The organism is Mycobacterium sp. (assembly GCF_032159565.1).
Classification (GTDB): Bacteria; Actinomycetota; Actinomycetes; order Mycobacteriales; family Mycobacteriaceae; genus Mycobacterium.
On sequence record NZ_JAVHWR010000107.1, the window covers coordinates 1 to 13202 of the forward strand.

Here is a 13202-nt window from a genome sequence, read left to right on the forward strand (position 1 = left end):
ACGAAGTTCTGTTACCCGCTCGGCGACAGACCGCGCAGCGACAACGACAGTGAACAACCCGACCACGAGTGCTACCGCGACCAGGCCCAGGATCACGGCCAACGTCCGATACGGCTCGAATCCGACGTCCGCGAGGTAACCCACCGCCAGCGTTGCGACGCCCAGCAGCGGCACTCCCGTCGCCAGCGTCCACGCCATCGCGAGTCTGAGCTGGATACTCGGCCCGTACCGGTGACCGGCCGGCTCACCGTGTAGCGCGCGCGCACACACCGGCCGCATGATCCGCTCGGCGATCAGATACCAGACGGCAGTCGTGGTGATGCCCCCCAAGATCACTGCACTGAAGATGTATGCCGAAGCCGAAATCGATTCCGTCGCACCCAACAGCGCGAAGAACACGGCACCGACGCCCCATGTCAGGGCGGAAACGCGAACTGCTTCGCCCGGCGCACCGAGCGTCATCCGTCGTTCCGCGTCCGTCGGTTTGCGACCTTGCCGAAGCCAGGCCGTGCTCGTCGCATATCGATTCCTGCGGACACGCATCAGGACCGGCACCACAACGATCGCGAACACGGCCAACGCCGTTCCGCCCCTTACCAGCAGTCGATTCGTCGCGGCAGGACTCAACAGAATCGGCGCAGCGAAGGACAGAAGAACGAAAACCATCGCGCCACCGGACACACTGACCAGCACGGCACCCCAGACCCAGCGCTTGAACGTCGCATGCCGCAGGGGGTCAACCGGTGTCTGCCCAGTGATACGCCCGGCCGCCCCGGCCAGTCGGGGCGGCGTCGTACCGGCGGACGCTAGAGGCATGTATCCGAGCGTGGCCGGCGACTGTGCGACCGCCTAGCGTAGTCGGCTACTCGAATGGGGAAGCTCGGAGATGCGGGCCGATCCGCCAGGTAAGGCCGCAGTTCGCCGGACTCCCCGCGGACGATTGGGTCATATACGCGGGCGGCGCCGTCGACGAGGTCGAGGGGAGCAAGGAAACCCTCCTCCCAGTCGGCAAGTGTGCGCCTGGGTACCCGCTTGCGCTAGACCTTCGGGACGAAGCGGCCGTCGACGGCGGTCCATCCGCCGTCGACCAACTGCAGGGTGCCGGTCACGAATGTGGATGCGTCCGATGCAAGGAACAGGATCGCGCCGACAATCTCATCCGGCTTCGCCCAGCGCTTCAGCGCGGTTTTGTCTGCGTACGCGCCGTACCAATCGGAATCGGACTTGATCTGCTCCGTGAGAGGTGTCTCGAATGGGCCGGGTGCCACTGCGTTCACCCGCACACCCGATGGCCCGAGTTCGGCCGCCAGGACCTTAGTTAATTGCAGCACACCGCCTTTCGCGGCCGCGTACAGTCCCTGACCCGGCTCGACGACCAGCGCGCGGAAGCTGGAGAAATTGATGATGCTGCCCTTGCCGCGTGCGACAAGCCCCGGGCCGAACGCCTTGGCGAGCCGGTACGTGCCCTTGAGGCTGACGTCAATGACCCGGTCGAACTCGTCGTCAGTGGTGTTGAGTAACTGCTTGCGCACGTTGATGCCGGGTGTGGCCACCAAAACCTCGGTATCGGGATGTGCTGCCGCAAGCGCGACGAGGGATTCGCTGTCGGTGACGTCGACTTCGGCGGATTCGGCGGTGTAGCCATGCGCTTCTATCTCGGCCACGGTGACCTTCAGCCCGTCCACGTTCACATCGGCAACCACAACGTTGGCGCCGTACTGCGCCAACGCGACGCTCGCCGCCCGGCCCAGCCCGCTTCCGCCGCCGACTACGACAACTTTGCGGCCGTCGAGTCGGAACAAGGACGCGTATTCGGTCGACTCGGACATTTCTTCTTCCTCTTCTACGTCGCGTTGTCAGATCGATGCAGTGGCGGTGCCGCGCAGGATCTGGATCAAGGAGGAGTCGTCGGCGCGTCCGAGGCCGGCGCGGCGCCCGGCGAGGTAAAGCTGTTCAGCCGCGGACGCCAGCGGGGTGGGGTAGGACTTCGCGCGGGCCGCTTGGATGACCAGACCCATGTCTTTGACGAAAATATCTACTGCTGAACGGATTTCGTTGTCCGGGTTGTCGATCATCCGGGCACCGCGGTCGTCGAGCATGAACGATGCAGCCGCGCCGTGTCGGAGCACCGCCCACGTCGCACCGGCGTCGAGGCCGAGCGCCTCGGCGTAGGCCAGGGCTTCCGCGGCGACCGCGACATGCACCCCGCACAGCAACTGGTTGACGAGTTTGACCTTCTGCCCTTCGCCGGGCTCCGTACCGACGACGGGGGCGTTGCGTGCCATCACGTCCAGCAAGGGTTGCACCGCGGCGAGCGCGGCCTCCGAACCGCTGACCATGATCAGCAGATCCCCCTGCCCTGCCCGTGCGGCACCACCGGACACCGGCGCGTCGACAATCTGCACGCCGATGACCGCCAGGCGCCGGGCCCAGTCTTCGACGGCTGCTGGTCCTACGGTGGCCATCAGCAACACAGCGCTGCCCGGCTTGAGTGCCGCGGCGGCATTGCCGTCTCCGTAGAGCACCGATTCAGCCTGCTCGGCGGTGGCGACCATCAACACAAGCACGTCGGCGTCGATCGCCGCGTCACTGATGGTAGCTGCGGGTTTGACGCCGTCGCCTGCTAGAGCGACGGCTTTCTGCGGGTCGATATCGAAGGCCGTCACCGTGTGTCCAGCCTTGGCGACAAACGATGCCATGGGAGCGCCCATGGCTCCCAGTCCGATCCATCCGACGTTGGTCATATCTGCTGTTTCCTTCTCCGAGTGGTGGATTGAGCGATTCTGCCGACCAGCGTCATCGGCGTCCGGCGAAGAGGTCGACGACGTCGGCGAGGGTCTCGTCGTCACCGACGTTGCCTGCGAACACGACATAGGGGGTGCCGACGGCCTCGGGTGCTGCCTCGATGGGGCGGAACACCGACACCATGCCGGGGAACAATTGGCCGATGACCTCTGCGCGGCGAATGCCGAGGCCGCGGACGGCGACGTCGTGGGAGGTGATTCCGCCCTTGGCGACGACCCAAGCCGGGCGCGCGGCAAGTGCAGCGCGAACGACCTCGATGACCGCAGTGGACACCGTACGGGAGATGGCCAGGCTGTCATCGGCATCACCGCCACGCATCAGGGTGCGGCTGGTGAACAGCATGACATCGGAGGTGGCAAGCGCCTCGGCGATCTGCCTGCCGATGTCGGCGACGTGAGCGTCGCGTCGTTCGGGGTCCAGCAGAGTGGGCACGTGCAGTTCGGTTTCGGCGAGCCCGCCGCGTTCCTGCGCCTTGGCGACTTGTCGGCTAGTCAGGCCGACATGCGAACCGACGACAACGAGCCCCTGGCCGCCCGGGCGACCGGTCGGCCAAATTTGCGCCGCGCTGAGCGGGTCTTGAGGCTCGAGCCCGGCCAGCGCACGCGGGAATGACGGACCGCAACGGTATCCGAACGACTTGCCACGGTCCTGCGCCTCCAAGAGCCCAAGCACAACGATCTCCAGGTCGGCGTAGTCGGTCGCATTGACCACGACGAAGGCACCGCCGGAGACGGCGCCCAGGATCTCGGCGACCCGAGCGGTGCCGCCGAGCCGGATGTCGTCCAGCGAGATGCTGTGCACCTCGTCGCGAGTGATGGTGCCGCGGCTCTTCTCGGCGATGAAGTCCCGCAGGTTGGACGAGGTGAAACCGAACGTCGAGTCCTGGGCGAACTCGGTGTCACCGGCTGGCATGGGCTGCCCGGAAACGTTGGCCCAATGGATATCACCTGCGGTGAAACGACCCGCCTCGAAGAAGCAAGGGATCAGCAGCACCCCGTCGAAACCGGCGCCGGTCACACGGCGCCGGGCCGCGTCGATGGCAGCGATCTCCGCGACAACGTGGCCGCGCAGCGTGGAGTCACTACGGCTGACGACTTCCATTGGGCCGCCCAGACTCTGGCCGAGGGCGAACAGGCTGGCGGATATTCCGGTGTTCATTTCGACGGCGGTGTCTTCAGGCAGGCTGCGGGTGTTGGTAAGGATGAAGCAGGTGGACCCCGGTGCGGCCAGACCGGCGGCATACTCGTCGGCTTCGAAAACGGTGACGACGGCGACATCGTGTACGGTCTGCGAGCCGGTCGGGTCATCGTCAAGCACGGCGATACGGCGACCTGCGGCGGCGTGCGCGGCCCTGATGCGCTCGCGCGCCCCAGGTTCGTCCCGCAAGGGCGGGGCGGCGGCGAGGATCTCCTCCGCGGACGGGTGGCGGATGTTGATGTCATTGGCGGTCATAGGAACTCCTCGGTCTGGTAAACGAAAGTCACGAGATCTGCAATCCGCCATTGACGTCGTAGGTCGCCGCGGTGATGTAGCCGGCGTCCTCGCTCATCAGGAAGGTCAGCAGGGCGGCGACGTCCTCGACGGTGCCGACCCTGCCCAGGGGAATGTCGGCACTCATCTGTGCCTTGCGCTCGTCGGTCAGCGTGCCACCCATGATCTCGGTGTCGATCGGCCCGGGCGCAACGGAATTCACCGTGATGTTGTGCGGGCCCATCTCCCGGGCCAGCGCCCGCGAAAACCCGATGACGGCCGCCTTGGACGCGCTGTAGGGCACCTTCGAGTACGTCCCGCCGCCACGCTGCGCGGAGATGGAGGAGACGCTGACGATGCGGCCGATTCCGGCGGCGATCATCGCAGGCAGTACACGTTGGGTGACGAGAAACGTGCCGCGCATGTTGACGTTGAACACCCGGTCCCACTCTGCCGGCGTGACGTCCAGGAACTCGGTCGGTGAGCTGACTCCGGCGATGTTGGCCAGCCCAAGGATCGGCGGCAACGTTGACTCGACCTGCGCGATGGCCGCCTGCACCGAGTTCTCGTCTGAAATGTCGGCCCCGACACCGAGAGTGGACACCGAGTACTTGTCGGCCACCTCGTCGGCTGCGAGCTTGGCAGCCCCTTCGTCGATGTCCAGGATTGCCACGGACCACCCGTCGCGAGCCAGTCGGTCGGCGGTGGCCCGGCCGATACCCCGGGGTGATGCGCCGCCGGTGACGACGGCGGTGCGTTCGGTCGGGAGTGAAGAAATCATGGGTGGGTGGCCTTCCGTTGGGGGTTGGACGTTTTCATGTCAGCTCCTGGATTGCGGTGCGCATCGTTTCCAGCTGCGAGGGAGTTGGCTGGTCGACAGCTACCCGGGTCGGACCTGCCGGTAGGCCCTGAAGTGACAGGCCTGCCTTGAGCAGCGCGATATCGGCCCCGTCGGCGGCGGCGACGGCCTGCTTGACCCGGTCCTGCGCGGCAACGGCCGCCTGGTCGTCGCCACGCTTCAGCGCGTCTGCGAGGTCGAGGAATGGCCGTGGAAAAACGCTGGAGACCCCGGACACGGCACCGGTGCCGCCGGCGCGGACGAAGTCGCCGAAGTCGATGTCATTGCCGGAGTAGACCTCGAAATCCTCGGGAACTGCCCGGACATATTGCAGAACAGCAGAATTCGATTCACCACTGATCTTCGCCCCGGCGACCGACGGGATCGTGGCCAGTTCAGCTAGTTGATCCGGGGTGACGGTGGTACCGGTGCGGGCGGCGAAAAGATAGACATAGATTTGGGCGTCGCCTGCGACGTCGTCCAACCGGCGGTAGTAGTCAATCAGTGTCGCTGGGCCGGCGGGCAGATAGAACGGGGTGATCGCCGCCAAGCGCCTGGCGCCCAGCGCAACCGCCTGGGCGGCAAGGCGTTCGGCCTGCCGCGCCGCCGAAGCGCCGACGTGCATGTACACGGCATCGGCCCCGTACACCTCGAGCGCCGCGCTGAGCACGACGGCTTGTTCGTCGTCGTCCAGCGCGGTGAATTCCCCTGTGGTGCCTGCGATGAACACCCCGCCGATGCCGACGCCCTTCAGGTGGCGGAGCAATGTTTTCTGACCGTCGACGTCAAGGTCACCGTTGGTGTGAAAGGGCACCGGGACGGCGGACAGAAGTGTTGTGGGCGCAGTCATGATCAGTGCGAATCGCGGGTTACGGTGTCACCGCTGGAGCCGACGAGGAAATCTAGATCGACTCCCCGGTCGGCCTGCATGACGTGGTCGACGTATAACTGTTGCCAGCCTCGCAGCGGAGCGCTGTAGGACGCTCCCGCTGCTTTCGAGGGCTCGCGGCGCAGCAACTCCTCGCCGGGGACATCCAGGTCGATCCGTCTGTTGGGGACGTCGAGGCTGATCATGTCACCGTCCCGGACGAGTGAGAGTGGCCCGCCTGCAGCCGATTCCGGGGCCACGTGCAGCACAACGGTGCCGTAGGCGGTACCGCTCATCCGGCCGTCACAGATCCGGATCATGTCCCGTACCCCTGCCGCGAGGAGCTTGGCAGGCAGCGGGGTGTTCGCGGCCTCCGGCATACCCGGATACCCCTTTGGTCCGCAACCGCGCAGCACCATCACGCAGGTCTCGTCGATGTCCAGGTCGGGATCGTCGATCCGGGCGTGGAAGTCCTCGATGCTGTCGAACACCACCGCCCGGCCCCGGTGAACCAACAAGTCCTTCGACGCGGCGGCGGGTTTGGTCACCGCGCCGTTGGGCGCCAGCGTGCCCCGGAGCACGGCGATACCAGCGTCGTCCATCAACGGCGCGCTCCTACGGTGGATCACGTCCTCGTCCCAGATTTGGGCGTCCCCGAGGTAGTCCGTCAGTGGATGGCCGGTGACTGTCAAGGCGGTCGGGTCGAGCAGGTCCTTCACCTCCCGCAGGACAGCGAGAAGCCCGCCGGCCCTGTACATGTCATCCATCAGGTAGGTGCCTGCCGGGTGAACGTTCACCAGCAACGGCACCGTGGAACCGATCCGGTCGAAGTCCTCCAGCCGCAAGTCGATCCCCAACCGGCCCGCGATCGCCAGCAGGTGCACAACAGCGTTGGTGGATCCGCCGGTGGCCGCCAACGCGACGATCGCGTTATGGAACGACGCGACCGTGATGACATCGCTGAGCCGCCGCTCTGCCGCAACCATCTCCACCGCTAACCGGCCCGCGGCGTGGGCGTGCTCGAGAAGCCGGCTGTCGGGAGCGGGGGTGCCCGCGACCCCGGGGATCGTGGTACCCAGCGCCTCGGCCATGACGGCCATCGTCGAGGCGGTGCCCATGGTGTTGCAGTGCCCCTTGCTGCGGATCATCGCCGATTCGGATTTGCGGAAGTCCGCCTGCGACATCAGACCGGCGCGGACCTCCTCACCGAAACGCCACACGTCCGTGCCGCAGCCGACTGGTGCTCCCCGAAAATGGCCGGTCAGCATCGGCCCGCCGGGCAGCACCAGGGCCGGCAGGTCGACCGAGGCCGCCGCCATCAGCAGCGCGGGAATGGTCTTGTCGCACCCGCCCAGCAGGACCACCCCGTCGACCGGATTGCCGCGCAGCATCTCCTCGATCGACATCGCGGCCAGATTCCGCCACAACATCGCGGTGGGCCGCATCTGCGTCTCCCCCGGCGACATCACCGGAAGGTTCAGCGGAATGCCACCGGCCTCATAGACACCCTGCTTGACGCTGGTCGCGACCTCGTCGAAATGGGCGTTGCACGGCGTTAAGTCGGAGGCCGTGTTGGCGATGGCGATCTGCGGTCTGCCGTCGAACGCGTGGTCCGGAACCCCGCGGCGCATCCACGCCCGGTGCAGATAGTTGTTCCGCGGGTCCGGTCCGGCGTACCACTGTTGTGATCGGGGCACTACGGCGTCTTTTCAGGAGTAGCGGGGGCGCCGCTCGGGTCGCCCCGGTGGTGCAGTTGTTCGGCGGGCAGGTCGAAGGCCGCCGTCTCCTTGGCGAGCAGCTCTTCGTCCGAGAGGGGAGGCACCGTCCCGGCGTGGATCTTCCTGCCGTACAGGAAGGTGGCGATCGCGGTGATCAACAACACCGCCGCCAACATCAGCAACCCGTACTTCGAATCACCGGTCTTGTCGACCAGCACACCGACCGCATACGGCGACGCGAACCCGCCCAAGTTGCCAAGCGAATTGATCAGCGCAATGCCGGACGCTGCTGCCGCCCCGGCCAGAGCCGCGGCAGGAAGCTCCCAGAACGGTGAGATCGCGGCGAAGATGCCCATTGCGGCGACGCAGATCGCGATCAACGCAAGGACCGGGCTGGACTGGATCAGGAACCCGGAGGCGACCATACCGATCGCGCCCAACAACATCGCCAACGATGAGTGACCGACGCGTTCATTTGTACGGTCCGAGTGCCGGCTCCAGAACCAGACGAACACCGCGGCACAAATATAGGGAATCGGAACGATGAAGCCGACCTGCGTGTTCGACAGATCACCCATCGCCTTGACGATCGACGGTAGCCACAGGCTCAGCCCGTAGATGCCCATCACCAGACCGAAGTACAGCGCCGCAAAGATCAGGGCGCGCGGATCCTTCAGGCCTGCCATGAAGCTGTGCTTGTGCCCGGTCCCCTTGGCCGCGTCCTCGGCGTCCATCGTGTCCTGCAGCCATGTGCGCTCCTCGAGGCTCAGCCACATCGCGTCCCTGGGGTAATCGGTCATCGCCTTCAGCGCAACGAAGGCCATCAACATCGCTGGAACACCCTCGACGATGTACATCCACTGCCAGCCCGCCAAGCCGAGGAGGCCGTCCAACTTGAGGAGCAGGCCCGAGATCGGCGCGCCGATCGCGTTGGCGATCGGTTGGGCGAGGATGAAGACCCCTAGGACCGCGACCCGCTGACGGGCGGGGAACCACAACGTCAGATACAGGATGATGGCCGGGAAGAATCCGGCCTCAGCGGCGCCCAGCAGGAACCGAATGATGTAGAAAGTGAGTTCGTTGTTCACTGCCGCCATGGCCGTGGCAAAGAAACCCCACGTCAGCAGGATCCGGGCGATCCATTTGCGGGCACCGAATCGCAACATGCCTGCGTTGCTTGGGATCTCGAAGATGGCGTATCCGATGAAGAACATCCCGGCGCCCAACCCGAAAGCGGTTGCGCTGAGGCCGAGATCCTCGCTCATTGTCAGCTTCGCGAAGCCGACATTGTTGCGATCGAGGAACGCGATGAAGTACAAAAAGACGATCAAGGGCAATACCCGCCGCTTGACCTTGCTGATCGTGCGATCACCCAATTCACCCAGTGATTCGACGGATGTTCTGGATCCGGGCATGGCAGTTTCCAATCATGAGGGGACTACAACGGGACAAGAAGTCGGCCGAAGAGGCGGCTTTAGAGGATGCGGCCTCAGGGCTGCGGAGTTGTCCCTCAGGGGCTACGAATAGTTCCTGGGCGGCATACGTTTTCGCGGTGCCGCCGCCGGCTCAGGGGACGACACCGGCCCAAGGCCGGCTGTATATCAACTACCCATGAGGCAACTCCTCGGCGGGAGCCATGTCAAGGGTCCGTATGCACCCTCAAAAGCTGCCCGACCTAGGGAAACGGCCCAATGCAATGGGCGCGCGAGGACATGGAGTGCGGGCGACTTCATGGCATCGGGGCTGGCGCGTTGTCATCGCCCGTGAAGTCGATGCTGGCGAATTCACGGAGTTTGTCGAGGCGGTGGTAGGCCTCGATGACGCGGACGGTGCCAGACTTGGACCGCATCACTATCGACTGGGTGTGGGCGCCACCACCGCTGTAACGCACACCGCGCAGCAGGTCTCCGTCGGTGACGCCGGTGGCGGTGAAGAACACGTTGTCACCCGAGACCAGGTCTTCCGTGGACAGGATGCGGTCGAGGTCGTGGCCGGCATCGATTGCCTTCTGGCGTTCGGCGTCATCGGTGGGGGCCAGACGCGCTTGCAGCGCCCCACCCATGCAGCGCATCGCGGCCGCAGCGATGATGCCTTCAGGTGTTCCACCGGTTCCGATCAGCACGTCGGTGTCCGATTCAGGGCGCGCCGCGGCAATAGCGCCAGCGACGTCGCCGTCAGAGATCAGCCTGATCCGGGCGCCGGTCTCGCGGACCTGCGCGATCAGCTCTGCGTGCCGGGGCCGATCCAGGATGCACACCGTCAGATCGGACACAGAAGACTTCTTCGCCTTGGCCACCGCACGCAGGTTCTCCGGGATGGGTGCGGTGATGTCGATGGCGTCGGCGGCGTCCGGGCCCACGGCAATCTTCTCCATGTAGAACACCGCCGACGGGTCGAACATCGCGCCGCGTTCGGCAACCGCGAGAACTGAGATCGCGTTGGGCATACCTTTGGCCATCAGGGTGGTCCCGTCGACGGGATCGACGGCGAAGTCACAATCAGGGCCCAGCCCGTTGCCGACCTCTTCGCCGTTGTAAAGCATTGGCGCTTCGTCTTTTTCACCCTCGCCGATGACTACCACGCCGCGCATCGACACCGAGGCGACGAGTTGGCGCATCGCGTCGACGGCGGCACCGTCGCCGCCTTCCTTGTCGCCGCGGCCAACCCAGCGGCCGGCCGCCATCGCGCCGGCCTCGGTGACCCGCACCAGCTCCAGCGCCAGATTGCGATCCGGGCGCATGTACAGAGTGGTGTTCAGCGCAGCCGTCACGGTCGTGCCTCGCCGTCGATTACGTATCGGCGCAAGTCGTTTTCGGTTTGGTCCATGTGGGCCTCCATGGCGTCGCGACTCCGCCTGGGGTCACCGGCGGTGAGTGCCTCGAGAATCGCCTCGTGCATGGCGATCGCGTTCACCTGGATCTCCGGAATTGACGATGTCTCGGTTCGGGCCTCGACCAGTAGATTGCCGAACGGTTCAAACATGAACGGGATGAACATGTTTCCTGTCGCATGCATGATCACGTCGTGAAAGGCGATGTCCGCCTCGACAAAGAGTTCGACCCTGTTCAACCTGTTGGCGAGTCGCATTTCTTCGATGCTGGCGGCCAGGGATTCGAGATCCTCCTTCGACCGGTTGACGGCAGCCAACTGTGCTGCGCCGATCTCGACCATCCGCCTCGCTTCGATGAGGCGTCCCGACACCCCCCCCGAAGAAGACCGGCGTTCCTCGATGCGCACGACGGCGGCCAGCGACGTCCAAGCCTGCGGCGGGTTGATGAAGGTGCCGCGACCACGACGGATGGCGACGATGTTCTGCGACCGCAGGATGCGCACCGCTTCGCGGACGGTCAGCCGACTCATCCCGTACTTCAGGGCGAGCTCCCCCTCGGAGGGAAGTACCGACTCGACTGGGAACTGCCCATCGACGATCGACTCGAGAAGCATGTCCGCGAGTTCTTCGGGAAGTGCCACAGCCCCGCCTTTCAGACGACATCTGACGTCTGATGTCTGATGTTCTTAGTGTGATCTTGCACACATGTGATGTCAAGAGTGATCTGAAGAACGCCGAAGCTTCCTTGAAAAAGCCCAGCTCAACGTCAGGCGGTGCTGGGACCGAGTCCGGAACTACGATGCTCGCGTGAGGGCAGAGCTGGCGGCCGCGCACGCCGCGGTGGATGAAGCGGTCGCGATCCTGCGAGACAGGCGCGCGAAACCGCACGAGCGGATCGACAAAGCGGCCAAGGACTTCGTCACCGACGTCGACCTGGCCAGCGAGTCGGCGCTGCAGCGGTCGCTCGCGGCATCCACCCCGGATATCGGCTTCTACGGCGAAGAGGGCGGCGGGGTGCCCCTCGACACGGGCAAGGTCTGGGTCGCGGACCCGCTCGACGGAACCATCAACTACGCGAGCGGGTCACCGCTATGCGGCGTGATGCTCGGCCTGCTCGAGAACGGCGTGCCGACACTGGGCGTTATCGACCTGCCGTTCCTCGGCGTACGGGTCGACTCGGGTGCGGTGGCTGACGTCGGCTCGTTCGAGGACGGGATCATCGGAATGGGCGACGCCTTCCACCGGGGTGGCGCGCGGCTGGACGCGTATCTCGAATTGACCATGAGGGTGCACCGACGAGCGATGCGCTTTCGCTGCGTCGGCGCAGCGTCAGTGCTGTGGACCTGGCTTGTCAGCGGCCAGATCCAGGGCATGGTCCTTGCCCATAACAACCCGTATGACGTCGTCGCCGGGCACGCGATCGCTCGCGCCGCCGGAGCGATCTGTACCGACTACGCGGGCGTTCCGCTCACCCTCGATTCGCCGGGAGCCATGGCGGCCGTGCCCGGCGTCCAGACTGAGCTCGTCAGCCTCGCGGGCGATCTGGCGGCGGCAGCGCGCGACCGATAAATGTGGAAACACCAAAACTCGATACCGGGTTAGGGCAAGGCAGCGGCTTGGGCGCAGGCGGCAGCGGCGGGTGTCTTCAAAGTTCCCGCTGCCGTCCTATCCGCGAGGTAAGCATCGACGGCACGCGCTCCCCCGTAGGCTCTCGGTCATGCCGTTGAACGGCGGTGACGTCTTCGCCGGGTATGTGATCGAGAGGCTGCTCGGCACCGGTGGCATGGGCGAGGTTTACCTCGCCCAGCATCCTCGTCTACCTCGTCATGATGCGCTCAAGATCTTGGCCGTGGGCTCAACCGCCGACAGGGAGTTTCGGGCGAGATTCATTCGAGAAGCCGAATTGGCCGCGACGCTCTCGCACCCACATATCGTCCGCGTTCTCGACCGTGGTGACGACAACGGGCGGCTCTGGATCTCGATGGACTACGTGGACGGCACTGACGCAGGTCGATTGATACGGGAGTCCTACCCGCGCGGCATGCCCGAACAGGACGTATCGACAATCGTGACGGCGGTGGCCGATGCGCTCGACTTCGGTCATGAGCGCCGTCTACTCCATCGCGACGTCAAGCCTGAGAACATCCTGGTGACCGCATCTGATGGCCGTCGGCGAAGGGTGCTCTTGACCGACTTCGGCATCGCTCGCCGAATCGACGACGTCAGCAACCTCACCGACGACAACGTTGCGGTGGGAACTATCAGTTACGTCGCCCCCGAGCAGCTCATGGGCAGGCCGCTCGACGGCAAGGCGGATCAATATGCGTTGGCCGCCACGACTTTTCATCTGCTAACCGGCGCGCCACCTTTTCAAGACCCGAATCGCGCAGTCGTCATCAGCCATCATCTGGGAACGCCGCCGCCCCGAATATCCGACCGCCGACCCGATCTGGCACACCTCGACGCCGTGCTGGCGAGGGCGCTGGCCAAGGACCCCAACGAGCGATACCCGAACTGCCTCGACTTTGCCCAGGCCCTCACGCACCAGGGTCCACGCCCGGATATAACTGCACCGCATCGGCACGCGAGCAACGCCGACGGCCAGCGCTCGGACGGCCATCCACCCACGCAGCGACTCGAGCGCCTGGTCGTTCATGGGACAGCACGCGGCGT

Annotated in this window: 11 protein-coding genes and 1 pseudogene; 2 read left to right on the forward strand and 10 right to left on the reverse strand. The window is 65.3% G+C overall.

The annotated features are described in order from the left end of the window. The 10 genes and pseudogenes from QOC76_RS13190 to QOC76_RS13235 form a co-directional block, all read right to left on the reverse strand. Window positions 1-816 (reverse strand): annotated as a pseudogene (locus QOC76_RS13190) (adenylate/guanylate cyclase domain-containing protein); the annotation flags it as partial. Window positions 817-1037: 221 nt separating this feature from the next. After that, entirely contained in the window at window positions 1038-1829 is a 792-nt protein-coding gene (locus QOC76_RS13195) for an SDR family NAD(P)-dependent oxidoreductase (protein WP_526357282.1), read from the reverse strand. Window positions 1830-1856: 27 nt separating this feature from the next. Beyond that, entirely contained in the window at window positions 1857-2744 is an 888-nt protein-coding gene (locus QOC76_RS13200; protein ID WP_526357283.1) for an NAD(P)-dependent oxidoreductase, read from the reverse strand. Between the two features lie 52 nt (window positions 2745-2796). Next, entirely contained in the window at window positions 2797-4257 is a 1461-nt protein-coding gene (locus tag QOC76_RS13205; RefSeq protein WP_526357284.1) for a four-carbon acid sugar kinase family protein, read from the reverse strand. A gap of 28 nt (window positions 4258-4285) precedes the next feature. Continuing rightward, window positions 4286-5056: an SDR family NAD(P)-dependent oxidoreductase gene (locus QOC76_RS13210; protein ID WP_526357285.1), complete on the reverse strand. Its 771-nt coding sequence runs from the start codon at window positions 5054-5056 to the stop codon at window positions 4286-4288. Between the two features lie 34 nt (window positions 5057-5090). Beyond that, window positions 5091-5963 carry a dihydrodipicolinate synthase family protein gene (locus tag QOC76_RS13215; protein ID WP_526357286.1) on the reverse strand — a complete coding sequence of 291 codons (873 nt, stop codon included), beginning with the start codon at window positions 5961-5963 and terminating at the stop codon, window positions 5091-5093. 2 nt (window positions 5964-5965) lie between these two features. Then, window positions 5966-7678 (reverse strand): dihydroxy-acid dehydratase, encoded by a 1713-nt coding sequence (locus tag QOC76_RS13220; protein WP_526357287.1) that lies wholly within the window; start codon window positions 7676-7678, stop codon window positions 5966-5968. After that, window positions 7678-9114, reverse strand: a complete 1437-nt coding sequence (locus QOC76_RS13225) for an MFS transporter (protein ID WP_526357288.1) — start codon at window positions 9112-9114, stop codon at window positions 7678-7680. Before QOC76_RS13225 ends, QOC76_RS13220 begins: the two co-directional genes overlap by 1 nt. A 314-nt stretch (window positions 9115-9428) precedes the next feature. After that, a complete protein-coding gene (gene glpX, locus QOC76_RS13230; protein WP_526357292.1) occupies window positions 9429-10439 on the reverse strand; it encodes a class II fructose-bisphosphatase in 1011 nt (336 codons plus the stop codon). 26 nt (window positions 10440-10465) lie between these two features. Further along, on the reverse strand, window positions 10466-11170 hold the full coding sequence (locus QOC76_RS13235) for a FadR/GntR family transcriptional regulator (protein WP_526357289.1): 705 nt from the start codon (window positions 11168-11170) through the stop codon (window positions 10466-10468). A 166-nt stretch (window positions 11171-11336) separates the two neighbouring features. On the opposite strand from QOC76_RS13235, the gene QOC76_RS13240 reads away from it, so the two are divergent. Together QOC76_RS13240 and QOC76_RS13245 are read left to right on the forward strand one after the other, a co-directional pair. Beyond that, on the forward strand, window positions 11337-12098 hold the full coding sequence (locus tag QOC76_RS13240) for an inositol monophosphatase family protein (protein ID WP_526357290.1): 762 nt from the start codon (window positions 11337-11339) through the stop codon (window positions 12096-12098). A gap of 148 nt (window positions 12099-12246) precedes the next feature. Beyond that, window positions 12247-13202 (forward strand): serine/threonine-protein kinase (locus tag QOC76_RS13245; protein WP_526357291.1); only part of this gene is annotated, 956 nt, incomplete at its 3' end.

Excerpts from the sequence above, each read along its gene's own strand:
- QOC76_RS13195 (WP_526357282.1), bottom strand. The coding sequence starts at position 1,829 with ATGTCCGAGTCGACCGAATACGCGTCCTTGTTCCGACTCGACGGCCGC.
- QOC76_RS13200 (WP_526357283.1), bottom strand. The coding sequence starts at position 2,744 with ATGACCAACGTCGGATGGATCGGACTGGGAGCCATGGGCGCTCCCATG.
- QOC76_RS13205 (WP_526357284.1), bottom strand. The coding sequence starts at position 4,257 with ATGACCGCCAATGACATCAACATCCGCCACCCGTCCGCGGAGGAGATC.
- QOC76_RS13210 (WP_526357285.1), bottom strand. The coding sequence starts at position 5,056 with ATGATTTCTTCACTCCCGACCGAACGCACCGCCGTCGTCACCGGCGGC.
- QOC76_RS13215 (WP_526357286.1), bottom strand. The coding sequence starts at position 5,963 with ATGACTGCGCCCACAACACTTCTGTCCGCCGTCCCGGTGCCCTTTCAC.
- QOC76_RS13225 (WP_526357288.1), bottom strand. The coding sequence starts at position 9,114 with ATGCCCGGATCCAGAACATCCGTCGAATCACTGGGTGAATTGGGTGAT.
- glpX (WP_526357292.1), bottom strand. The coding sequence starts at position 10,439 with ATGCGCCCGGATCGCAATCTGGCGCTGGAGCTGGTGCGGGTCACCGAG.